A 21,316-nucleotide genomic window follows, 5' to 3' on the forward strand; every position below is an offset into this window, starting at 1 on the left:
GTGGTCAACCTACTGACTAAACCTGAACGATACAAGTTAATGAAGGACCCAAGTTTGGTGAACTTCCGGTCATGAGCGCTTCCGGAGGCGTCCGGTCCTCAGGTCCAGGGCGTGGACGCGATCACTGGTGTCGCGGACGAGGAATCGCCCCTTCTCGGTCCAGCCGAGACCGGCGGCGAGGTACTCGTCGCCGAATTCCGGCTCGACGCTGGACACGCGCGTGCCGGTGCTCGAGTCGTAGGTCTCGACGCGCATCAGGCCCCGGACGATCACGAGGCGGCGGCCGTCCGGAGAGAGGTGGTACGTGTCCCCGACGAAGTTCTTGCCGAGCTTCCGGGCAGGGAGGCGCATCCGCGTCCTGCCCCGGTGGTCGAGGACGAGCACTCCGGCCGGTGTCGTGGCGACGAGGCCGCCCAGGCTGAGGTCGTGCACCCGCCGAACTCCGGGGATCGACACCGTGGTCCAGGTCTGGGTGTCGATGATGCGTGCGCCTTCCTTGACCAGGGCGACATATCTGTTCTGGCGGGCGAATGTGGCCGTGGGCACCGCGGCGTCGGCGAGAGGGCCGGTGAGAGGGCGGATGTTCTCGGCGTCCTGGTAGACCATGCGGCGATCGCGCCTGCCCAGGTAGACGACGGCCTTTCTGTTCTGGCTGCGGGCGAAAGGCGGCTTCGTGGGCGCCTTGCCTTTCCTGCTGATGTACGGGGCGGCCTGGGGAAATGGCTCACCGTTGACTTGCCATGACTGGCAGGGGTCGTCCAGCAGGTCGTTCAGCGCGCAGGTGGGAGCGGTCAGTTTCCGTGCTGTCGTGAATGCGGCCGTCCCGTCGGGAACCGATTTCGGCAATGTGTATTCGGGCAGAATCCGTTCCGGTGCCTGGCCGGGGGTGAGCAGCGCGCCCGACAGGACGATCGCGGTTCCCGCGAGGTAGAGAGAGCGGGTCGACCAGTGGCCGATGGCCAGTTCGGCGGGGGACGCCCCGGCCGGTGGGCGAGGGGCGGGTTCATGGGTGAGGTACCGCACGGCCAGCGCGACGGCGAGGACGGCGGTCGTGCGGGCCAGGACTTCCGCCGTGAACTCCCGGTCCACCACGAAATAGGCGCATACCGCGAGGGAGCCCGCCAGGCTGAGCTGCCAGGTCGTCCGATAGATCTCCGTCTGGAGCGCGGGTTGTCGCGCGTGGCACAGAACGCTGACCGCACACCAGCCCAGCACCAGATAGAACGGGTCATCGGTGAGGAGGACCAGTGGGACGGCGGGAACGAGAGTGATCAGCCGCCACCGCCGCCGCTCGGCGAAATGGTCGATGATCCGGCGGGCGTCGGCTGATGTGACGGTCAGGCCGGTCAGTTCGGCGAACCTGCTGAGCCGCTCCCGGGTGACCGGCGCGAGCGCCACCAGGATGGCGATCGTCGTGACTATCCAGGTGATCATCGGCGGTGTCGTCACGACTTGCCACCATATAAGGTTCTTTCTCGTGGGTTCGGATGAAATATGGGAGCGATTCGGTATCGCCTCGTGGCGTGCCCATCTGGCGCGATTACGACTCGTGGTCGCCGCAGGACTTTCGCTCACCGTTTTCGCCGCGGCCTTCTGGTGGTCGGGGGCGATGACGCCGCGCATCACCTGGGAACCTGAGCCGTTTTTTGCCAGGGCTCACGTGGATGAGCGCGGCATCCTGAGCATCAGGCTCGAAATCGCAGTGGAAAACGAGGGAATAACCCCCTTCGTCCTCACAGGTTTGTCGATGAACATTCCCGGCCTGCGCCTTCTTCCCGCGGAAGAGACGGAAGAGATCGAAGTGGACGCCGGAGGCCGGGAGTGGCTGACCAGGCAGATCGCCATCACCGACTGCGCGGCGGTGCCGCACGAGCCTCGGCCGGTCAGCTTCACCTATAGCACCTGGATGGGCTCTGGTTCGGCGGAGGCGATGTGGGGCCCCTGGTGGATATCGAACACCGCCGGAGGAGTGCCTGTCGCCTGGCAGCGAGCACTCGCTATAGACGCCTGCAGCAAGGCGGTGAGCGGGGAATGGTTCTGACGCTCCCGTACGAGGAAGGTCCCGCGGGTCTCCGCCCGCTCAAGCGGATCGTCGCCGGTCTCGTCATCGTGTACTGCGCCCTTCGCGTCAACGACTTCGACCTGCTGCTGAACCCTCTCGGCTGGGCGATGTGCGCGACCCCGCTGCTCCTGCTGCGGCGATCGGCCGGGGACCCCTTCGACCTGGCCAGGACCTCGGTCCTGGCCATGGTCTGCCTGTCGGCGGTCGCCGTGTTCGCCGGCTGGGTGGGGCCGAGCCTCGGGACCACGCCCTCTCCCGTGGTCGAACTGATCGGCGTCGCCGAGGGAGTGGGCGGGCTGGTCGCCGTCTGGCTGATCACCGATGCCGTCATCAGGAGGATCCGGTCGTCCGGGATCGCCTCCGGGGTGGCGGTCCTCGACGTGCTGCGCTGGGTCGTGGTCGGGCTGGGCGCGCTCGGCACGCCGGCCGGTCTCGGTTACACCGCGCTGGGGCCCGTCGTGGCGGTCGGCTGGTTCGCGTGTCTCGCCGCGTTGCTCGTGATGCTCTACCGGTCGGCCAAGCTTCCGTACGCGGCATCCGTACGGAAGCTCGGGGAATGATCCGAAGGTCTCACGGCCAGTACGGGGCGAGGATGTCGAACTTGTTCGGCAGGCCCAGCTGGTAGCGGATGTCGTCCAGGTCGTAGAGGGACTTGAACTCCTTCGGCAGGTAGAGGTCGTACAGCCTGGCCTTGGTCGCCGAGGAGCCTGCGGCGTCGAGGATGGCGTTGGCGGTCTTGCGGCCGGCCTCGTTGCCGCCCTCCATGGTCGCCAGGTTGATGTTGTTGCGGACGTAGTCGGCGGCCAGGTAGAAGTTCGGGATCCGGGTGGTGGCCTCGGGACGGTTCGCCCAGGAGCTCGGGGAGTTGATGAGCAGCGGCTCGTCGTTGGCCACCGCGGGGGTGCCCTCGCCGCTGATCGCGGGGTCGACGAACCAGCTGTGTACGAGCGAGTCCGGCAGCAACTGGTTGCCGTTGGGGGTGACGGCGCGGATCTGGGCCAGCACCTCCTGGACGATCTCCGGGCGGGTGCACTGCTTGGCGGTCTTCCCGAACAGGATGCCCGGACTGTTCCAGTCGGACAGGTCGATCGACAGGCAGTCCTTGGCCACGCCGTCTCCGTAGGCGGCGGGGAAGTCGGTCGTCCAGAACTGCGCCTGGCTGATCGAGGTGAGCGCCCACGGGGTGCCGGCGTAGACCAGGTGGCCCTCGACGATCGGCGTGGGCTGCTTGAGGTAGATCATGACGCCGTTCATCCAGTCCGTCTCCAGGTGGCTCAGGCGGGCCAGCTGGGGGTCGGCGGACTTCATGGAGGACGACAGGAGCGGCATGACCCGCTCGATCGGCATCGCGGCCACGTAGTGGTCGGCGGTGACGGTGCCGGCGGCGCCGGTGGGGTCGGTCACCCGCGCGCCGGTGATCCGCCCGCCGGAGTGGTCGAAGCCGGTGGCGGACCAGCCGACCTTGAACTGGACGCCGAGCCCGGTCAGGTAGTCGATCCAGGGGTTGATCCACACGTCGTTGGACGGGCCGTTGAGCACCTGGTCGGGCGGGCCGTACGGGCCGAGCCCGAGGCCGCTGTAGAGGAGCGCCTCGAACATCATCGCGATCGTGCGGGTGTTGGCCCTGTCGGGCTGGGCGGCCACCAGGGAGGCGGTGAACATCCTGGTCAGCAGCTCGCGGTACTCGACCGACATGATTTCGGACTTGGTGAAGTCGGAGAAGCTCATGTTCTCCCACTGGCCGAGCTTCCGGCGGGGGCCGCTGGTGATAAACGTGATCATCTTCGACAGGAAGAAGTTGATCTGCGTGAGCGGGATGGTGGTGCCCGCGATGATCGCGCTCCGTAAGAAGTCCTGGATGACCTCCGGGGTGAGCCCGTTGCTCAGTTCGCTGGGGATGGGGACGCGCAGGAACTTCTTCCGGTAGGCGATGGCCGTGAGGCTGGCGGCCACCAGGTTGTCGCGCACGGTGCCCGAGCCGAACGGGATGCGGCTCATCGTGTCCGGCAGGTTCTGGTAGAAACCGGGGAAGAACCGGAAGCCGTGCTCGCCGGGCAGGTCCTTGCGCCCCCCGGTGGCGGTGCCCGGCACCGGGATGCTCCTGGACTTGCCGCCGAGGACCTTGCGCTCGTACACCGTGACCTGGAAGCCGCGCTCGGCCAGCTCATGGGCGGTGCTCAGGCCGCCCATGCCGGCGCCGAAGATCGCCACGTTGCGGCCGGTGACACTGCTCTTGAGCAGGGCGGGGGCGGCCGCTCTGGCGCCTTCGGCGCCCCATAACGGCCCGGCCGCCGCTCCTGCTGTCGCGGCCAGCGCGCCGGTGACGAACCTCCGCCGGTTGATCCCGCCCTGACCGTTGTCCCGGGTCTCCTGCTCTGCCATGGTGCGGCCTCCGCTCACCGTCTAGCTAACCGACACAGCTGTTGGTTCAGCTAGGCGAGACGATGAACGCGTGGATCACTCTTGTCAAGACGCGGATGTGCGCCCGGGTGTGTGGGAGAGACCGTTCCACAGCACGAGCATGGCGGCGTCGACGAGTTGCTCGCGCGGCATCTGCGGGTTTCTCGCCCACCACTGGGCGAGGCCGTCGGTGCCGGAGATGAGCAGCTCGACCACGGCGTGGGCCGCGTCGGTGTCGGGATCGAGGCCGAGGTTGCGCAGGTCGCGGCCGAGCATGACGGCGACCGAGCGGGTGCGGGCCTCGCGGATGCCCCAGCGCACGGCCTTGATCTCCGGGTCGTCCTCGTCGGTGTGGTCGAACAGCAGGCGGCGCGCGGCCGGCCAGTCCTCGGAGAAGCTGAAGTAGGCGTCGAGCGTGGCGCGCAGCCGGCGGCCGGGAGAGCCGGTGCCGGTGATGCGGGCGCCGATGTGTTCGACCAGGCGCGCGTTCTGTTCCTGCAGGACCGTGATGAGCAGCACCCGCTTGGACGGGAAGTGGTCGTAGAGGACCGAGCGGGTCACCCCGGCCGCGGCCGCGATCTCTTCCATGGCGGTGGCGTGGTAGCCGCGGGCGGCGAAGACCTCCAGAGCCGCCTCGGTGATGCGGGCCCGACGGGCCGAGCCCCGCATGCGTTTCTTCGGCTCCTGGATCGCCATGCCCGGCAGCCTACCCCCGACCCGTTGACGCCGCGCCGCTGCGGGCATAAAACCGACACTAGAGTCGGTTAGCGCGTCAGGAGGCCCGATGCCAGAGCATGCGGACGTCGTCATCGCCGGAGCACGCTGCGCGGGTTCGTCCACCGCGGCAGCCCTGGCGCGGCGCGGATGCAAGGTGATCGTCGTGGACCCGGCGCGGTTCCCCTCCACCACGGTCTCCACCCATCTGCTCTTCGCGTCGGGGGTCGCCGAGTTATCCAGGGTCGGCGCCCTGGAACGCGTGGAGAAGATCGGCGCGCCCAAGCTCTCCCGCGCCTTCGTCGGCGGCCCGGGCCATGCCGCCTCCGGCCGCTACACCGCGATCGACGGCATCGACTACGGGCTGTGCGTGCGGCGGACCGCGCTGGACGCGGCCCTGGTCGAGACGGCCCGCGAGGCCGGCGCCGAGGTCAGGGAAGGTCACCGCGTCGTCGACCTCCTGTGGGAGGGCGGCCGGGCCGTGGGCGTCAAGGTCAGCGAGCGCGGCGGCCGGGAGTACGAGGTGCGCGCCAACCTGGTCGTCGGCGCCGACGGGCGCCGCTCCACCGTCGCCCGGCTGGCGGGCGCCGAGCGGCCGCGCGCGTTCCACGCCAACGGCCGGGCCTGCTACTACGCGTACTACGAGGACCCGCGGGAGGAGTGGCGCACGACCGCGGCGATGTGGCTGACCGGGCGGGAGCTGGGCAACGCCTTCCCGTGCGACGGCGGGCTGACGATGGTGCTGCTGATGCCGCCGGCCGAGCGGGCCGCCGACTTCAGGGGCGACCTGGAGGCGGAGTTCGCCCGTACCGTGGGCTTGGTGCCGGGGCTGGCCAAGCGCCTTGAGGGGTGTACGAAGGCGACGAAGATCGTCAGCTCGGCGGCGCATCCGTCGTACTTCCGGACCTCGGCGGGGCCCGGCTGGGCGCTGGTCGGCGACGCGGGGCACTTCAAGGATCCGGTGACGGCGCAGGGCATCCGCGACGCCCTCAGGTTCGGGAGGCTGCTGGGCGAGCGGGTCGCGGGCGTGGTGGACGACGCGGCGGCCGTCGACGAGGCGACCCGGGCCTGGGAACGGTCGCGTGACGCGCAGTGCCTGATCATGTATCACTGGACGAACCTGCTCGGGCGCGGCGACGGGCTCGCGTACGTGCAGATAGAGCTGCTGCGAGGGCTGACCGAGGGGCCCGGCGGGGTCCGGCGGATCCTGGAGGTCTACTCCAGGATCCGCGACCCGCGCGAGACGCTGGCCATGGGCGGCATGATCAAGGCGGTCGCCCGCGCCCTGCGCGACAACCCGCGCTCCCGCCTGGCCGTGCTGAAGGCGACGGCCGAGACGCTGCGGGAGATCGCCGGGCATCACGACGAGGCCAGGCGGCTGCTCCGCCCCGCCTCATGACCGCCCGGCGGGGTCCGACGCGCTGACCGGTCGTCCGGTGGTGGTGGGTTGAGTCCCGGCTTGTGAAGGGTGTCCGGTGGTGGTCGGCTCGGCCCCGCTCTGTGAGGGGTGGGCGATCAGCACGTAGCGTTCGTCGCTGATCGGGCGGCCCCACAGGGCCGGGTCGGTGAGCTGCTCGTGGTGGACCACCCGGGCGATCGGGGCGAGCGCCTGGGCGAGCCGGTCGGCGGGGACGCCGCCGAGCCAGGGCAGCGGGGGCGACGGCGACGCGTACGGGGTCTGCCCGGGGGCGTCCCAGCGGCCTTCGACCAGCACCAGCCGGCCGCCCGGCCGGAGCAGCCCCAGCCAGCGGCGCAGCGCGTCCTCGGGCGCGGGCAGGGTCCACATCAGATGGCGTACGAGGATCGCGTCGTAACGCGCGCCGGCCTCCACGGAGGGTCGGCGGCGTCGCCGACGTGCAGGGGCACGCCGAAACCCGCCTGCTCCAGCTTCAGGCGGGCCTGGTCGATCATGCGCGGGGAGAGGTCGACGCCCGTGGGGCGGTGGCCCTGCCGGGCCAGGAGGAGGGTCAGCGAGCCCGTGCCGCAGCCCAGGTCGAGGATGTCGGAGGCCGCGCTGGGCAGCCACTGGGTGAGCCTCAGCCACCAGGCCGCGCGGACGTGCGGGCTGCGGAGACCGTGGTCGGGCTCCTGGTCGAAGGCGTCGGCTGATGAGTCCCAGTAAGTCGAGATGGGAGCGAGATCGGGTGTCGGCACCCGCGCAGTCTCGCAGCGGGCGCCGACAGTTTCCGCGCGGCGTTCAGGCGGCCGGGATGGACCGGCTCCACCAGGCGTTCCAGCGCGCCTCCAGGTCCGCGAACTCCTCGTCGGTCCGCCCGTACGTGGTCAGGATCATCATGGCGACGCCCTCGGGGTGGACCGGGACCGGCGGGGTGTGGGCGACCACGAGGAGACCGTCGCCCCAGCCGTCCACGGTGAGGCCGAGCTGGTGGTCGGAGCGGAACCAGACCGTGCCCGCGAGCGGCTCGCCGGTGGGGGCCGCGTGCTCGTACGGGGTGCCGGGGGCGAGGCCCGCGAGCGCGTCGAGGCCGGCGGCGGCCAGCGGCGGAGTGGTGCCGTGGCCCGAGAGGAAGACGGTGCGCCGGTCGGCGCCGGGGTGGCGCTCCAGGGCGAACTTGAGCTGGTGGATGAAGGTGACCCAGCCCTCGTTGACGTCGTCGTAGTAGGCGTCCCACTCGGTGTCGCCGCTGAGCGGGGCGCGGGTCATGCGCAGGTGGGTGCGGCCCTCGCCGGCGTCGGTCAGCTCGAACCTGTCGCCGCCCTGGACCTCCATCCAGTGTTCCTGCGGCGATTCGGTGACGTGCTCGGCGTAGATGAAGTCGATCTCCTTGTCGAGGCCGTCGAAGTGCCAGCCGTGCCAGCGCCGGATCTGCTCCGGGTCGCGCAACGCGCGCCACACCTCCGCGACCGGCGCGGAGATGGTGACCTCGACGGTGAACCGCTCTTCCGTCATCTGCCTGGCTCCTTGTGTGGGGTGGGATGGCCGCCGGCGGTGAGGCGGTAGGGCCTGCCGCCGGCGGTGTCGTAGCGGGCCGCGACGCGGGAGACGGCCTCCGCCAGCTCGTCGGTGAAGCGGTGCACGTCGCCGGGCTCGGCGAAGCGCACCTCGGCCTCCAGCGTGAAGGTCAGCAGGCGGACGCCCTGCCGGTCGGCCTCCGCGGCCATCCGGGTGACGTCGCGTACGGTGCCCGCGGCGACCTCGACCAGGTGCTCGGCGGCGTGCCGGTCGGCGATGCGGGCGAAACCGGCGTCGATCTCGGACGGCTCGGCGGGGGAGCCGAGCACGCCGGGGTCGACGAGGAAGGCCTTGGCGGTGGCGCGCATGACGCGCTCGACGCAGCCGCGGCGGCGGCGCTCCTCGACGAGCTCGACCAGCTCCTCCTGCTCCAGCACCTTCAGGTGGTAGCCGACCCGCTGGCGCGGCATGTCGAGCTCGGCCGCGAGCTGCACCGCCGACGCGGGCTCGCGCAGGCGGGCGAGGAGCTGCCTGCGGATGGGGGTCAGGGCGACGCGCAGGCGCTCGGGCTCGTCCATGAGCGACATCTCGGTGGCTGCCATACGGCGATGAAACCATTGGACAGTTTTTTCTGTCAATTGGTGAGTGTGCATTTTTTCGCGATTGCGCCTGATACGTGGAGTTATGCACGGTACTGAGCAGGCCGCTGCCGCACCGTAGGGGACGAACACGAGCGGCGCTCGACCGATCGCCGCCGGAGATCTCATACGGGGTGAAATCCATGAACAGCATCAAGCGTGGCGTGGCTCGCGTGTCCCTGCTCGGCGGCCTGGCGGCCGGCGTGCTGGCCGCGACGCCCGCCGCGGGCAACGCCGTCGCCGGTGAGCCGACAGTCACCAGGAGCGGCGTCACCGTGACCATCACGGCACCGAACATCGCCAGGGCCGACAACGTGACCCTCCAGGAGGTGAGCGGCCGGCTGCACGTGTTCGGCGCGGTCGTCGCCGGGACCGGCTGCACCACGGTCTCCGCCAACGAGGTGAACTGCGGCTCCGGCGTCACCACGGTCAACGCCGCCCTGGGTGCGGGCAACGACCGCTTCTCGTCGCTGGTCGGCGTGCGGGGGACCGTGGACGGCGGCACGGGCGGCGACGTCTTCCTCGCCGGGCGCGGCTTCCGCGGCACCGGTCTGACCTACGTGGGCGGCGGCGGCGCCGACACCGTCGACTACGGCTCCAGCGGCACTCCCGTGAAGGTGAGCAAGAACGGCGCCGCGGACGACGGCCGGCCCGGCGTCGACCTCGACAACGTCGCCTCCGACGTGGAGACCGTCCGCGGCACCGTCGGCGCCGACACGCTGATCGGGCACTCGGGCGCCGACACGCTGATCGGCGACCAGGGCGCGGACACCCTCGACGGCAAGGGCGGCGACGACGTGATCGACGCCCGCGACGTCCAGGGCACCAAGGACACCCTGGTCGACTGCGGCACCGGCACCGACCGGGCGTTCGCCGACCAGGCGGACGCCCCGGTGTCCTGCGAGACCGTCTCCAAGTAGAGAACCCGGAGCCCGGCACGAGAACTCCCGTGCCGGGCTTCGTCACATGATCCATTAAGTCGCTATATTTCGCCCATGCCTCCCCAGGACGAGACGCACGACGAGGTGCTCCCGAGCATGGACGACCCACCGGCAGGGGAACGGTGGCTCGCGCCCGCGCTCAGGGAGCAGCGGCTGTACGAGCTGTGCCGCGACGGCGGCGACGAGGCGCACCTGGCCTACCTGAGGATCGTCGCGGCGGAGGGGCTCTACCGGCCGGTGGCTCTCGGGCAGGCCGTGGGCAGCGACGGCGCCGCGCCGCTGCACGTGACCACGCTGCCGGACGGACGCCGGCTCGTGCAGGTGTACACGGTGGGCGTGCTGCCCCGGCCGCATCCCGACGTGGTGTACGAGTTCATCACGCTGCGGGGCCTGATCTCGCTCTGGCCGCGGGACGTACGCGTCCTCCTGGTCAACGGGGCGACGCCGTGCGCGCGGGCGTTCCTGGCCGGGGAGGACGAGCGGGAGACCTGGCTCGGGCTGCACGACGAGCTGTTCGAGCCCGACGGCACCTGCGACCGCATCGAGACCCGCCGCACCGGCATGCCGCACGACGAGGGCCTGCTGCGCGGCCTCGCCTGCGGGGCCCACCTGTGTTACGGCAACGGCGACGCCTGGAACACGCTGGACTGGCACGGCGCCGGCTACAGCAGCGAGGTCGAGCGGCTGGCCGGAAGCTGGGGGATCGACGGCCACGACAGCTGGCTGGACACCACGGAGCTGCTGCTCGCCGCCGAGCTCAGCCCGTGGGTGTGGGACTACGTGCTCGGCGCCCGGCTCTGGCTGGCCCAGGAGACGGGCGAGCGGCGCGTCGACCCGGTGGTGTGGCGCGACTGCGTCGAGCAGAGCATCCGCTCGCAGCTCCAGGACGAGGTCTCCGGCGAGGAGCTGGACGACCTGGCGGCGAGCCTGCGCGGGCTCGCGGGCAAGATCATGCGGTACGAGTCGCGCTTCCGGGCCGACGGCCTCCTCCCGCCCGACGGGTACGTGCGCACCGTCGCCGCCTGGGACCTGGGCCGCGCCACGATGGTGGCCCGGTGGGGCCGCGGCGCCCGGTACGCCGGCGAGCAGGAGCTGCACGCGGCGGTCGAGCGGGCGGGCAAGGCGGTGCAGGCCGCGTACGGTTCGTGGCCGGAGTTCTCGGCCGGCTACATACTCGGCCGCTGCCTGCACTTCGACGAGGAGACGTTCGGCGACTGGTACACCACGGTCCTGGACGCCCACCGCGCCCTCCTGGCCGCCCCCGACAGCCCGTGGAACACGGTTCCCCTGCACTGACGGTTAGCCGCGGCCCGCGCCCCCGGCGCCGCTCGCGCACAGGTTGGACCGGGTGTGGAAGAGGCCGGAGCCGCCGTACGGGCCGGAGTACGCGGCGCGGGCCGGGTGGCGTGCGGCCGGTGACGGCCCGTTCGGCGGGTACGTGCTGAGCTCGGGCCTGCGCTGGTGAGGGCGGCGGGGCGCGTCCCTTGACGCATCGGGTTGGTATGCCCAAACCTGGGGAGGTTTCTTCTCCTAGCCAGGGGAGCGCCGGTGGGCGAGAGCACGATCCGGGACCGCGGGGTGGCGCGCTGGCTCGCCGCCCTGGCGCTCCTGCTGGTGGCCGCCTGCGGGTCCGGCGACGCCGGTGAGCCGCCGGTGAACGCCGACGACGTGATGTTCGTCCAGATGATGGTGCAACACCACCGGCAGGGGATCGAGATGGCCGGGGTGGGCGCCGAGCGGGCGACCACGGAGGAGCTGAAGACGCTGGCGGCGGCCATCGTGAGCACGCAGCAGAGCGAGGTCGAGATGATGCTGCGCTGGCTGCACGCGTGGGGGCAGCCGATCACGCCGCCCGACGGGGCGCACGACCACCACGGCGGGCTGCCCGAGACCGACCGGAAGAAGATCGCCGCGCTCAGGTCGGCGAAGCCGTTCGAGCCGGAGCTGCTGAGGCTGCTCCTGGCCCATCAGGACGGGGCGGTCCAGATGGCCGCTCAGGAGGTCCGCGACGGGGTGAACCACGAGGCGACCCGCTGGGCGGCTCAGGTGCAGGAGTCGCGCAAGGCGCAGATCGAGCAGATGCGGCAGCTGCTCACCGAGGTCGCCGGCTAGGAAACAGCTTCCGCCATGGACACGTATGCGGATAAGTGATTAGATCACTTGATATGTCAGAGGTAGCACGGCCCACCCTCTCCGACGCGCTCACCGAGCGCATGCTGGAGCTCATCCGCGAGGGCGGGCACCGGCCCGGTGACCGGCTGCCTTCCACCCGAGAGCTGTCCCAGCGGTTCGCCGTCACCACGCCGACGCTGCGCGAGGCGCTGCGCAGGCTGGAGGCGACGGGCGCGATCGAGCTGCGGCACGGGTCCGGCATCTACGTCGGCGCCGCCATCGAGCGGCTCGTGCTGCCCAACCCCAACATGCGCGCGATGCACGCGCCCAAGCTGCTCGACCTGCTGGGCGCGCGCATCGTCATCGAGCCGCCGCTGGCCGCGATGGCCGCCGGGCACGGCACCGAGGCGGAGCTCACGGCGCTCAAGCGGGTCCTCGCGGACGCGGAGGCCCACCTGCGCGGCCAGGACGCCGAGTTGCACGACGCCAACATGACCTTCCACCGGGCCACCGCCCGGATGGCGGGCAACACCGTCCTGCACGAGGTCGTCGACTCGCTGCTCACCGTCCACGCGGCCGAGCAGCAGGCGATCCTGCAGATCTTCGACGACCGCCGGCGCGACTACGAGGAGCACCTGGCGATCCTCCAGGCGATCGAGGCGCGCGACGCCGCGGCGGCCGAGGAGCGCATGCGGGCCCACCTGGTGGACGTGAAGACGGTCATCGAGCAGAGGTTGCACCACCCCCCCGAATGATCAAGGAGGCCGGGAACATGGTCCGGTCACGAGTGGCCACGATCGGCGTGGCAGCCGTCCTTCTCGCCGCCTGCGGCGGGAACGGCGCCGAGGCGCCGAAGCAGAAGACCGAGCTGACCCTCTACAACGACAAGGGCGCCTGGAGCGAGTACTTCGAGCAGATGGGGGCCCTGTCCAAGCAGTCCGTCGGCCTGAGCATGAAACCCACGGGCTACACCGACTCCGCGCAGTATCAGGCGTTCATCAAGGCCTCCTTCCGCACCAACGTCAAGCCCGACCTCTTCACCTGGCAGACCGGGGGGATGCTGGCGGAGATCGTCAAGCAGAAGCAGGTCGCCGACACCACCGCGATCTGGCAGGAGGCCGTCGCGAACGGCGACCTGCCGCAGGACCTGGCTCCCTACTTCACCGTCGACGGCAAGCAGTACTGCGTGCCGCTGAACGTCGCGTACTGGGGCATGTTCTACAACAAGAAGATCTTCGACGAGCACGGGCTGCGGCCGCCCGAGACCTGGGACGACCTCGTCAAGATCGCTGACACCCTGAAGCAGAAGGACGTCAAGGCCTTCTACCACACCAGCGTGCTGTTCTCGTTCGTCTGGTTCGAGCAGCTCATGGCCGGGATGGACCCCGACCTGTACGACCGGCTGTCCACCGGCCAGGCCAAGTACACCGACCCGGGTGTGGTCGCCGTGATGCGGAAGTGGAAGGAGCTCATCGACGCCGGCTACTTCATCAACCCGGGCGACAAGACCGACCCCGGTGACGTGCTGAAGAACGGCAAGGCGGCGATGGTGTCGTTCGGCACCTGGTTCAACACGAGCATGACCCAGCGCGAGATGAAGGCGGGCGAGGACTACGGCTTCTTCGTCATCCCCAACGTCGACGCCTCGCTCCCCAAGACGTCGATGATCTTCGAGAGCGGCCCGCTCTGCTCCCTCGCCGAGGCGCCCGACCCGGCGGCCAGCGCCAAGTACCTCAAGTGGTGGACCACCGCCGAGGCGCAGGAGAAGTGGGCCACCGCCCGCGGCGACGTGAGCGCCAACCCCAAGGTGGAGATCGCCGACGAGGCGCTCGGCCAGGTCACCAAGGACGCCGGCAGCGGCGAGTACCGCCTGGTCAACCGCTACTTCGAGGCCACCCCGCCGCCCATCCTGACCGCCGCCCTGGACGGTTTCTCCAAGTTCGTCACCGACACGAGCACGCTCCAGGAAGTGCTGGAAACCATCCAGAAGGAGGCCGACGAGTACTGGAGCACGCACCAGTGATGCTCGGGCGGTTCAGGTACGGGTACGTCGCGCCGGCCGCGTTGCTCGTCGCCGGGTTGCTCTACGCGCCGTTCGTGTGGACGGCGTACCTGAGCCTGACCCGGTACGACGGGCTCGCGCCGGCCGAGTGGGTCGGCCCGGCCAACTTCGTCAAGCTGCTCGACGACCCCGTCCTGCTCACCTCGGTGCGCAACACGCTGATCTGGGTGATCGGCACGATGGTGCTGCCGGTCGGGCTGGGCCTGCTCGTCGCCGTGCTCTCGTACGACATCAAGGGCGGCGGGTGGTACCGGCTGCCGTTCATGCTGCCGTACGCACTCAGCGGCGCCGGGCTGGCCCTGGTGTGGAGCCCGATCCTGTCGCACGACGGGGTGGCCAACAACCTGCTCGGCGTCGACACCGCCTTCTTGCAGGAGGCGCCGCACAACACGATCGCGATGCTGCTGGTGTGGACGTGGCAGCAGCTCGGCGTGAACACGCTGCTGTTCGTCGTCGGGCTGCAGTCGATCCCGAAGGAGCCGATCGAGGCGGCCAGGCTGGACGGGGCGTCCGGGTGGCAGCTGTTCCGGCACATCATCTGGCCGCTGATGCGCCCGCTGACGGCGGTCGTGGTCGGGCTGGCGCTGGTGGCGAGCCTGAAGACGTTCGACATCGTCTGGGTGCTGACGCAGGGCGGGCCGGGCCGCAACTCCGAGACGCTCGCGGTGACCATGTACAAGGAGACGTTCGTGGCCAGCGACTACGGCTACGGCTCGGCGGTGGCGGTCGTGCTCACCGTGGTGACCGGGCTGGCGTCCTACCTCTACCTCAGGAGGCAGGTGCGATGATCCGGCGTGCCGTGCTGATCGTGCTCGGGCTGATCTGGCTCGGGCCGACCTACCTGCTGCTGGTGAACGCCTCCCGGCCGGCGGACTCCTACGACCCGTCGCGGGCGTGGGCGCCGCCGGGGGACTTCTCGCTGGTGACCAACTTCCTGCGCGCGCTGGACAGCGCCGATCTGGGCGCCAGCCTGGGCAGCACCGCGCTCTACAGCGTCGTCTCGCCCGCGCTGGGCGTGCTCGTCGGCGCGCTGGCCGGCTACACGATCGTGGTGCTGCGGCTGCGGCACGGGTTCTGGTGGTTCCTGCTGATCTTCGGCGGCACCGTCTTCCCCGCGCAGATGCTGCTCGTGCCGCTCTTCGTCGGCTACAGCGACGCCGGACTGTACGACAGCCGCCTCGGGATGATCCTGATCTACACGGCGATCAACGTGCCGCTGGCCGCGTTCGTGCTGCGCAACTTCTACACCGGGGTGGCGTTCTCGATCTTCGAGGCGGCCCGCATGGACGGCGCGTCCACGTTCCGCATCTTCTGGCGGATCTACCTGCCGCTGTCGACCAGCGCGCTGGCGGCCGTGTTCATCCTGGAGTTCACCTTCATCTGGAACGACCTGATCTTCGGCCTGACGCTCACCCAGACGGCCGAGGTGCGTCCGGTCATGACCGCCCTGGCCGGGCTGATGACCGACGTGTACGCCGGGACGCCGGTCCCGGTCGGCCTGGCGGCGGGCCTGGTGGTCTCGCTGCCCACGGTCGTGCTGTTCCTCGCCACCCAGCGGCTGTTCGCCCGTGGCCTTTCTCTAGGGAGTGTGTGATGACGAGCCGGTTGCTGCAGCGGAGCCTCGGTTCCCCGGACTACGACGGGATCCGCCAGGCGCTGCGCACCGACACCTCGACGCCGGTGATCAACCTGCGCGGGCTGGAGGTGCGGGTGGCGGTGCTGCCGCTGTTCACCCACGACGGCCGTCAGGCGGTCCGGGTGTCCAGCACGGTGCCGCTGACGCACGTGCTGGTCGGCGTCGACAGCGCCTCAGGCACGGACGTGACGCTGCTGGTGCCGGAGGTGGACGGGCCGCGCACGCTGACGCTGGAGTGCCGCGACGACGCCGGGGTGGTCGGCGCCGCCCAGGTGACGGTCACGCCGCAGCGCAAGTGGACCGTGTTCGTGGTGCACCACTCGCACCTCGACATCGGCTACACCGACCCGCAGGGCACCGTGCTCCGCCACCATCTCGACTACCTGGACGCGGCCGTGCGGCTGGCCGACGAGACCGCCTCCTGGCCGGACGACGCGAAGTTCCGGTGGACGGTCGAGTCGTCGATGCCCGCGCTGAAGTGGCTGGACGCGCGCCCGCCCGAGCAGGTCGACCGGTTCGCCGAACTGGCCCGCGAGGGCGTCATCGAGGTCACCGCGCTGCCGTTCCAGCTGCACACCGAGGCGTGCTCCACCGAGGAGCTGTACCGCCAGCTCCGCTTCACCACCAGGCTGGAGCGCGCGTACGGGTTCGCCACCCGGTCGGCCATGCACACCGACGTGCCGGGCGCGGTCGTCGGCCTGATCGACGCGCTGTCGTCGGCCGGGGTGCGCTACCTGGCCGCGGCGCACAACTGGGCCGGCCGGTCCGTGCCGTACCTGCACGGCGGGGAGAAGCTGACCCGGCCGTTCCGCTGGCGGGCGCCGAGCGGGAACGAACTGCTCGTGTGGTTCACCGACACCCCGCACGGCATGGCGTACATGGAGGGCAACACGGTCGGGCTGACCGACTCCTACGAGCTGGCCGACGACCTGCTGCCGCGCTACCTGGCCGCGCTGGCCTCGCGCGGCTACCCGTACGGGCCCGGCACGTTCGGGTGGCAGGGGCCGGACGCGCCGCGCGAACCGTACGAGCTGGACGTGCTGCACCTGCGGGTGCAGGGCGCGCACGCCGACAACGCGGGGCCGTCGATCGTGCCGGCGTCGATCGCCCGCCGGTGGCGCGAGCAGTGGGCGTGGCCGCGGCTGCGGTCGGCGGTCAACAGCGACTTCTTCGATCACGTGGCCGAGCACCACCACGACCGGCTGGCCGTGCACGAGGGCGACTGGACCGACTGGTGGGCCGACGGGCTCGGGTCGGGGGCGCGTCCGCTCGGGTACGTGCGGCGGGCTCAGGCCGCGCTGCGCACCGCCGAGACGCTGCACACGCTGGCCGGGGCGGACGCCACCGAGCAGGTGGACGCGGCCTACGACAAGGTGGCGCTGTTCAACGAGCACACCTGGGGCGCGGCCAACCCGTGGGAGGACGCCGAGGAGGCGGGCGACTCGGGCGAGCTGCAGTGGACGCGCAAGTCGTCCGGCGCCTACGACGCCCAGGACGACGCGGCGGACCTGCTCCAGGCCGCCACCCGCCACTTCGCCGCCGCGCTGACCGGCGCCGCTTCCGGAGAGGGCGCGCTCGCGGCCTTCGCGGTGTTCAACCCGGGCACCGCGCGGCGGACCGACGTGGTGCGGACGTTCCTGCCCAGGGACGTGGTGGCGGTGGACGTGCCGATCGCGCTGGTGGACGCGCGCACCGGGGAGCGGCTGCCGCACCACGAGGAGTATGTGGACCCCGACGACTGGCCGACCCGGCCGATCGGGCGGCACATCCACGCCGTGGTGCCCGACCTGCCCGGGTACGGGTACGTACGGCTGGATGTCGTCAGAGGCGAGACCCAGGCGCCGGAACCGGTCGAACCGGACCTCGGCGGAGTGATCGAGAACGAGTTCTACCGGGTGACCTACGACGTCCGCGAGGGCTACATCTCCTCGGTCTTCGACAAGAAGGCCGGCCGGGAGCTGGTCAACCAGGACGCCGCCGCCGGGTTCGGCCAGTACGTCTACGACCGCTACGCCACCGCGCCGCACTTCAACCACCTGTCCGGGCACGTCGGCGCGCACGACCGCACCCTCCTCGGCGACCGCGCCATCGCCGGCAACGCCACGATCGTCAGGGCCCAGCGGACCGCCGTCGGCGAGAAGCTGGTCGTCGAGCTGCGGGGCAAGGGCGTCGACTGGCTGCGCACCACGGTCGAACTGCACCACGGCGTGCCCCGGCTGGACCTCACCTACCAGCTGGCCAAGCAGGGCACCCCGGCCAAGGAGGCGGTCTTCCTGGCCTTCCCGTTCGCCACCGGCGAGGCGACCGCGTGGGAGCTCACGGGCGGCGTGGGCGGCCCCGACGTGCCGAGCGTGCCGGGCTCGGCCGCGTACATGCTGCCCATGCGGCACTGGATCGCGTTCGACGACCCCGAGCTGACCGTCGCCTGGGCCACGCTGGAAGCGCCGCTGGTGCAGCTCGGCACCATCCACATGCCGTACGCGCCGTTCCCGCCGACGCTGGACGAGGAGCCGGGCACGGTCTACTCGTGGGCGCTCAACAACATCTGGGACACCAACTTCCCCGCGCAGCAGCAGGGCGAGACCACCTTCCGGTACGCGGTCCGTTCGGCGGCGGGCGTGCCGGGCAGGCGGCTGGGAGCGCTGACCGCGGCGGGGCTGACCGAGCCGTTCACCGGCGCGCTGCTGCCCTCTCCGTCGGCCGAGCCGGCGCGCGTGTACGTGTCGGTGGACCATCCGGACGTGCTGGTCACCTCGCTCGGTCAGGCGGGCGGCGAGCGGGTCGTGCGGCTGCGGTCGCTGGCCGCCGAGCCGGTCGAGGTGACCGTCGAGCTGCCCGGACTGCGTGCCGCCCGGGTGAGCGCGGGGCTGGACCGCGCGGCGGAGCCGCTCCAGGTGACGGGCGAATCGGTCAAGGTGCGGATCCCCGCCTGCGGGGTCGCCGCGGTTTGGGGGACTTGTGAAGATCGTTGACATCCGGGCCACCACGGTCGCCGTGCCGCTGGAGGCCCCGCTGCGGCACAGCAACGGCGCACACTGGGGCCGCTTCGTGCGCACGATCGTCGAGGTCGAGGCCGACAACGGGCTGGTCGGGCTGGGCGAGATGGGCGGCGGCGGTGAGAGCGCGGAAGCGGCGTTCCGCGGCCTGCTGCCGTACCTGCGCGACCACGACCCGTTCCAGCTGGAGACGCTCCGCTTCAAGATCGCCAACCCGACGGCGTCGCTCTACAACAACCGGACCCAGCTGCTGGCCGCCATCGAGTTCGCCTGTCTCGACCTCATCGGGCAGCAGCTCGGGGTCGCGGTCTGCGACCTGCTGGGCGGGCGGATCCGCGACGAGGTGCCGTTCGCCTCGTACCTGTTCTTCCGCTACGCCGCCGACGGCTTCGCCGAGGTGCGCACGCCCGAGCAGCTCGTCGAGCACACGCGGGCGCTGAAGGCGGCGCACGGGTTCACCGTCCACAAGCTGAAGGGCGGCGTGTTCCCGCCGGACTACGAGCTGGAGTGCTACCGCGCGCTGGCCGCCGCCTTCCCCGGCGACAGGCTCCGGTACGACCCGAACGCGGTGCTGTCGATGGCCGAGGCCCTGCGGTTCGGGCAGGCCATCGAGTCCCTGGACAACGACTACCTGGAGGACCCGGTCTTCGGACTGGAGGGGCTCCGGCTGGTGCGGGAGCGGGTCCGGGTGCCGATCGCGACCAACACTGTCGTGGTCAACTTCGAGCAGCTCGCCGCGAACGTGCTGCGCCGCGGGGCGGACGTGGTGCTGCTCGACACCACCTTCTGGGGCGGCGTCCGGGCGTGCGTGAAGGCGGCCGGGGTGTGCGAGACGTTCCAGGTGGACGTGGCCGTGCACTCGTCCGGCGAGCTGGGCATCCAGCTCGCGACCATGCTGCACCTCGGCGCGGTGCTGCCGAACCTCACGTACGCCGCCGACGCCCACTACCACCAGCTCCGCGACGACGTGATCGAGGGCGGCAAGCTGGCCTACTCCGGAGGCGCCATCCCGGTGCCGTCGGGGCCGGGGCTCGGCGTGCGGCTCGACCGCGACCGGGTGGCCCGCTACGCCGAGCTCTACAAACGCGACGGCGGCTACCCCTACGACCGTGACCCGGGGCGGCCCGGCTGGTTCGCTCGGGTGCCGAACCAGCACTTCGCCGACCCGGCCGTCCCGGCGGAGCTGTAGCGCTCCGGCTTCGCCGTTTCCGCGGAGCCGGACCTCTCATACACCGGCCCGGCCGTTCCGCCGGTGTTTCCCGGCGTCTACCTCGTTCTGGCCGGGTTGGGGCGGTGGCGTTTGGGCTTCGCCGGCCTGGCGGAGCCCTGGCGCCTCACCGGCTTGGCCGTGTGACGTTGCAGGAGGGTGGTGGCTCGCTGGACGCGCTCGTTCAGGTCGGCGCGCAGGAGGGCGAAGCGGCCCGCGTGCTTGTGGACGAGCGCCCGCTGGAGCGCGGCGTCGGCCGCGAACCAGCGGGCCACCAGCCCCGACGACCACTTGCACACGACGTCGGCCACGGCCGTGCGCTTCTCGTCGGCGCTGATCGCGCGCTTGTCGAGGTCCCACCGGGGATCGCCGATCGCCGCCTCCGGTGACGGGTACGGGTGGCCCGCGTCCCGCATGCAGGCCACCCATCCCGTGATCGCCTCGCGGACCTCGGGCCGCGTCGAGGAGCGTTCGAGGGTACGCGTGTCCCGCTGGGCCAGCCAATCCCACGGAGCCCGCTCCGAAGGCGCCAGCCGCTCCGCCGCCCGCCCCTCGCACCAGGGCAGCACGTACAGATGACGGCGGGCCTTCTCGCCCCGCCGAGCCTCCCCCGAACGGCCGTCCCTCCGCGCCGCACCGGAGCGGCCGGTCGTCTCGGCCGTGCGTGTCTTTCCCGAGCCGACCTGGCGGACCGTACCTGAGCGGTCGGTGATTTCGGTGGTACGGGTCTTCCTGGAAATGCGTGTCGTTTCGGAGCGGTCGGTCCGGCGGGTTTTCCCCGCGCCGTCGGTCTTCCCAGGCTCGGCCGGTTCGTCAGTGGTGGGAAGGTGGTAGCCGAAGCGGTGGGCCTGGTCGTGGTCCACGACGCCGTAGCGGCGGGAGTTGCGCGGGTCGGGCGGGGCCGGCAGGAGCCGGCGGGAGATGCCGCGGCGCTTGAGGCAGCGGGAGACCAGCGAACGGTGGGCGGTGTCGAGCAGCGCCCGCTGGCCCGGCGTGGGCTTGTAGGCGTCGAACGGCAGCAACAGGTCCTCGGCCGAGGCGACGGCGGGCTCCTCCGGGAGCGGCGCGTGCGTGCACCCGGCCGCCAGCGACAGCGCCAGACCCAGGGCGAGGAGCCGGTTCACCGGCACCAGATGTCGAGCGAGCTGACGCGGTTGTTGCCGATGGCGTTGTTGGCCAGGAAACCGTCGCCCGTGGCGTGGTCCAGCGTGCTGTGGGCGCCGGTGAAGTAGGGGTTCTGCCAGAGCGTCACCGGGCAGCCGAGCCGGTTTCTCGCCGAGCTGGTCGCGTTGTCCATGGTGTGCCAGGAGTCGGTGTAGTCCCATTTCAACCACGTGTCGTCGGCCAAGTTGGTGTCGTCGTGGACGAAGTCGCGCCAGAGGTCGACCTGGCTGCGGTTGAACGCGAAGCCCGCGTACAGGCAGACCCGGCCCTGGAAGCAGGCCCCGCCCGGGCTCGCCTCCGCCACGCCGGGGACGATCAGGGCGAGCAGGACGGCGGCCACGACGGTGGACAGCCTCAAGAGGACCTCCTTGGTCAGTGCGTTCCCGGGGATGTCGCTAACCTAGCGTGCGCGTACGCATACTCCAGGTCATGGCGCGTGTCTTCCGGTAAAGCCGGTGGCGTAATCCGCA

21 protein-coding genes are annotated in these 21,316 nt (G+C 70.9%); 12 read left to right on the forward strand and 9 right to left on the reverse strand.

Going from position 1 to position 21,316, the window contains the following annotated elements; translation table 11 throughout:
* Positions 1-69: 69 nt before the first annotated feature.
* Positions 70-1,623 carry a hypothetical protein gene (locus KME79_RS15550; RefSeq protein ID WP_219545040.1) on the reverse strand — a complete coding sequence of 518 codons (1,554 nt, stop codon included), beginning with the start codon at positions 1,621-1,623 and terminating at the stop codon, positions 70-72.
* Between KME79_RS15550 and KME79_RS15555 the strand changes: the two genes are divergently transcribed.
* Together KME79_RS15555 and KME79_RS15560 are read left to right on the forward strand one after the other, a co-directional pair.
* On the forward strand, positions 1,610-2,041 hold the full coding sequence (locus KME79_RS15555; RefSeq protein ID WP_219545041.1) for a hypothetical protein: 432 nt from the start codon (positions 1,610-1,612) through the stop codon (positions 2,039-2,041). The genes KME79_RS15550 and KME79_RS15555 overlap by 14 nt on opposite strands.
* Positions 2,032-2,622 carry a hypothetical protein gene (locus KME79_RS15560; protein WP_219545042.1) on the forward strand — a complete coding sequence of 197 codons (591 nt, stop codon included), beginning with the start codon at positions 2,032-2,034 and terminating at the stop codon, positions 2,620-2,622. The genes KME79_RS15555 and KME79_RS15560 overlap by 10 nt, the downstream gene beginning before the upstream one ends.
* Positions 2,623-2,632: 10 nt before the next feature.
* Here the strand turns inward: KME79_RS15560 and KME79_RS15565 are convergent, their stop codons facing one another.
* A complete protein-coding gene (locus tag KME79_RS15565; protein WP_219545043.1) occupies positions 2,633-4,444 on the reverse strand; it encodes a hydroxysqualene dehydroxylase in 1,812 nt (603 codons plus the stop codon).
* 84 nt (positions 4,445-4,528) lie between these two features.
* Complete coding sequence (locus tag KME79_RS15570) at positions 4,529-5,158, reverse strand: TetR/AcrR family transcriptional regulator (RefSeq protein ID WP_246639889.1); 630 nt, start codon at positions 5,156-5,158, stop codon at positions 4,529-4,531.
* 88 nt (positions 5,159-5,246) lie between these two features.
* On the opposite strand from KME79_RS15570, the gene KME79_RS15575 reads away from it, so the two are divergent.
* Positions 5,247-6,575: an NAD(P)/FAD-dependent oxidoreductase gene (locus KME79_RS15575; protein WP_219545046.1), complete on the forward strand. Its 1,329-nt coding sequence runs from the start codon at positions 5,247-5,249 to the stop codon at positions 6,573-6,575.
* Here KME79_RS15575 and KME79_RS44835 read toward each other — a convergent pair.
* From KME79_RS44835 to KME79_RS15590, 4 genes are read right to left on the reverse strand one after another with little or no spacing between them, the layout of a single operon-like run.
* Positions 6,570-7,007 carry a class I SAM-dependent methyltransferase gene (locus KME79_RS44835; protein ID WP_246639890.1) on the reverse strand — a complete coding sequence of 146 codons (438 nt, stop codon included), beginning with the start codon at positions 7,005-7,007 and terminating at the stop codon, positions 6,570-6,572. The two genes, KME79_RS15575 and KME79_RS44835, sit on opposite strands and share 6 nt — an antisense overlap.
* Entirely contained in the window at positions 6,962-7,330 is a 369-nt protein-coding gene (locus KME79_RS46970; RefSeq protein ID WP_308248926.1) for a class I SAM-dependent DNA methyltransferase, read from the reverse strand. The genes KME79_RS44835 and KME79_RS46970 overlap by 46 nt, the downstream gene beginning before the upstream one ends.
* Before the next feature lie 43 nt (positions 7,331-7,373).
* On the reverse strand, positions 7,374-8,087 hold the full coding sequence (locus KME79_RS15585; protein ID WP_219545047.1) for an SRPBCC family protein: 714 nt from the start codon (positions 8,085-8,087) through the stop codon (positions 7,374-7,376).
* Positions 8,084-8,692, reverse strand: a complete 609-nt coding sequence (locus KME79_RS15590) for a helix-turn-helix domain-containing protein (RefSeq protein WP_219545048.1) — start codon at positions 8,690-8,692, stop codon at positions 8,084-8,086. Before KME79_RS15590 ends, KME79_RS15585 begins: the two co-directional genes overlap by 4 nt.
* 179 nt (positions 8,693-8,871) lie before the next feature.
* Here KME79_RS15590 and KME79_RS15595 point away from each other — a divergent pair, with 179 nt between their 5' ends.
* The 9 genes from KME79_RS15595 (at position 8,872) to KME79_RS15635 (ending at position 19,664) form a co-directional block, all read left to right on the forward strand.
* A complete protein-coding gene (locus KME79_RS15595; RefSeq protein WP_219545049.1) occupies positions 8,872-9,648 on the forward strand; it encodes a calcium-binding protein in 777 nt (258 codons plus the stop codon).
* 75 nt (positions 9,649-9,723) lie between these two features.
* Positions 9,724-10,965: a DUF1266 domain-containing protein gene (locus KME79_RS15600; protein ID WP_219545050.1), complete on the forward strand. Its 1,242-nt coding sequence runs from the start codon at positions 9,724-9,726 to the stop codon at positions 10,963-10,965.
* A 252-nt stretch (positions 10,966-11,217) separates the two neighbouring features.
* A complete protein-coding gene (locus KME79_RS15605; protein ID WP_219545051.1) occupies positions 11,218-11,781 on the forward strand; it encodes a DUF305 domain-containing protein in 564 nt (187 codons plus the stop codon).
* Between the two features lie 53 nt (positions 11,782-11,834).
* Positions 11,835-12,536 (forward strand): FadR/GntR family transcriptional regulator, encoded by a 702-nt coding sequence (locus KME79_RS15610; protein ID WP_219545052.1) that lies wholly within the window; start codon positions 11,835-11,837, stop codon positions 12,534-12,536.
* A 17-nt stretch (positions 12,537-12,553) separates the two neighbouring features.
* The gene (locus KME79_RS15615) at positions 12,554-13,804 is read left to right on the forward strand and encodes an ABC transporter substrate-binding protein (RefSeq protein WP_219545053.1); all 1,251 of its coding nucleotides are present in this window, start codon (positions 12,554-12,556) and stop codon (positions 13,802-13,804) included.
* On the forward strand, positions 13,804-14,631 hold the full coding sequence (locus tag KME79_RS15620; RefSeq protein WP_148035647.1) for a carbohydrate ABC transporter permease: 828 nt from the start codon (positions 13,804-13,806) through the stop codon (positions 14,629-14,631). The genes KME79_RS15615 and KME79_RS15620 overlap by 1 nt, the downstream gene beginning before the upstream one ends.
* A complete protein-coding gene (locus tag KME79_RS15625) occupies positions 14,628-15,437 on the forward strand; it encodes a carbohydrate ABC transporter permease (RefSeq protein ID WP_219545054.1) in 810 nt (269 codons plus the stop codon). Before KME79_RS15620 ends, KME79_RS15625 begins: the two co-directional genes overlap by 4 nt.
* Positions 15,437-18,451, forward strand: a complete 3,015-nt coding sequence (locus KME79_RS15630; RefSeq protein ID WP_219545055.1) for a glycoside hydrolase family 38 N-terminal domain-containing protein — start codon at positions 15,437-15,439, stop codon at positions 18,449-18,451. Before KME79_RS15625 ends, KME79_RS15630 begins: the two co-directional genes overlap by 1 nt.
* Positions 18,438-19,664 (forward strand): enolase C-terminal domain-like protein, encoded by a 1,227-nt coding sequence (locus KME79_RS15635; protein ID WP_219545057.1) that lies wholly within the window; start codon positions 18,438-18,440, stop codon positions 19,662-19,664. The genes KME79_RS15630 and KME79_RS15635 overlap by 14 nt, the downstream gene beginning before the upstream one ends.
* A 77-nt stretch (positions 19,665-19,741) precedes the next feature.
* Here the strand turns inward: KME79_RS15635 and KME79_RS46315 are convergent, their stop codons facing one another.
* Together KME79_RS46315 and KME79_RS15645 are read right to left on the reverse strand one after the other, a co-directional pair.
* Positions 19,742-20,806, reverse strand: a complete 1,065-nt coding sequence (locus KME79_RS46315; RefSeq protein ID WP_219545059.1) for a hypothetical protein — start codon at positions 20,804-20,806, stop codon at positions 19,742-19,744.
* On the reverse strand, positions 20,803-21,204 hold the full coding sequence (locus KME79_RS15645) for a peptidase inhibitor family I36 protein (protein WP_219545060.1): 402 nt from the start codon (positions 21,202-21,204) through the stop codon (positions 20,803-20,805). Before KME79_RS15645 ends, KME79_RS46315 begins: the two co-directional genes overlap by 4 nt.
* Between the last annotated feature and the right edge of the window lie 112 nt (positions 21,205-21,316).

Origin of the sequence: Nonomuraea harbinensis (assembly GCF_019396385.1) — a bacterium.
Lineage (GTDB): Bacteria > Actinomycetota > Actinomycetes > Streptosporangiales > Streptosporangiaceae > Nonomuraea > Nonomuraea ferruginea.

Coding starts and splice junctions, on each gene's coding strand:
- KME79_RS15600 (WP_219545050.1), top strand. CDS start 9,724: ATGCCTCCCCAGGACGAGACGCACGACGAGGTGCTCCCGAGCATGGAC.
- KME79_RS15585 (WP_219545047.1), bottom strand. CDS start 8,087: ATGACGGAAGAGCGGTTCACCGTCGAGGTCACCATCTCCGCGCCGGTC.
- KME79_RS15590 (WP_219545048.1), bottom strand. CDS start 8,692: ATGGCAGCCACCGAGATGTCGCTCATGGACGAGCCCGAGCGCCTGCGC.
- KME79_RS15560 (WP_219545042.1), top strand. CDS start 2,032: ATGGTTCTGACGCTCCCGTACGAGGAAGGTCCCGCGGGTCTCCGCCCG.
- KME79_RS15625 (WP_219545054.1), top strand. CDS start 14,628: ATGATCCGGCGTGCCGTGCTGATCGTGCTCGGGCTGATCTGGCTCGGG.
- KME79_RS15630 (WP_219545055.1), top strand. CDS start 15,437: ATGACGAGCCGGTTGCTGCAGCGGAGCCTCGGTTCCCCGGACTACGAC.
- KME79_RS15615 (WP_219545053.1), top strand. CDS start 12,554: ATGGTCCGGTCACGAGTGGCCACGATCGGCGTGGCAGCCGTCCTTCTC.
- KME79_RS15610 (WP_219545052.1), top strand. CDS start 11,835: ATGTCAGAGGTAGCACGGCCCACCCTCTCCGACGCGCTCACCGAGCGC.
- KME79_RS15570 (WP_246639889.1), bottom strand. CDS start 5,158: ATGGCGATCCAGGAGCCGAAGAAACGCATGCGGGGCTCGGCCCGTCGG.
- KME79_RS15550 (WP_219545040.1), bottom strand. CDS start 1,623: ATGCGCGGCGTCATCGCCCCCGACCACCAGAAGGCCGCGGCGAAAACG.
- KME79_RS15595 (WP_219545049.1), top strand. CDS start 8,872: ATGAACAGCATCAAGCGTGGCGTGGCTCGCGTGTCCCTGCTCGGCGGC.
- KME79_RS15565 (WP_219545043.1), bottom strand. CDS start 4,444: ATGGCAGAGCAGGAGACCCGGGACAACGGTCAGGGCGGGATCAACCGG.
- KME79_RS15555 (WP_219545041.1), top strand. CDS start 1,610: ATGACGCCGCGCATCACCTGGGAACCTGAGCCGTTTTTTGCCAGGGCT.
- KME79_RS15575 (WP_219545046.1), top strand. CDS start 5,247: ATGCCAGAGCATGCGGACGTCGTCATCGCCGGAGCACGCTGCGCGGGT.
- KME79_RS15620 (WP_148035647.1), top strand. CDS start 13,804: ATGCTCGGGCGGTTCAGGTACGGGTACGTCGCGCCGGCCGCGTTGCTC.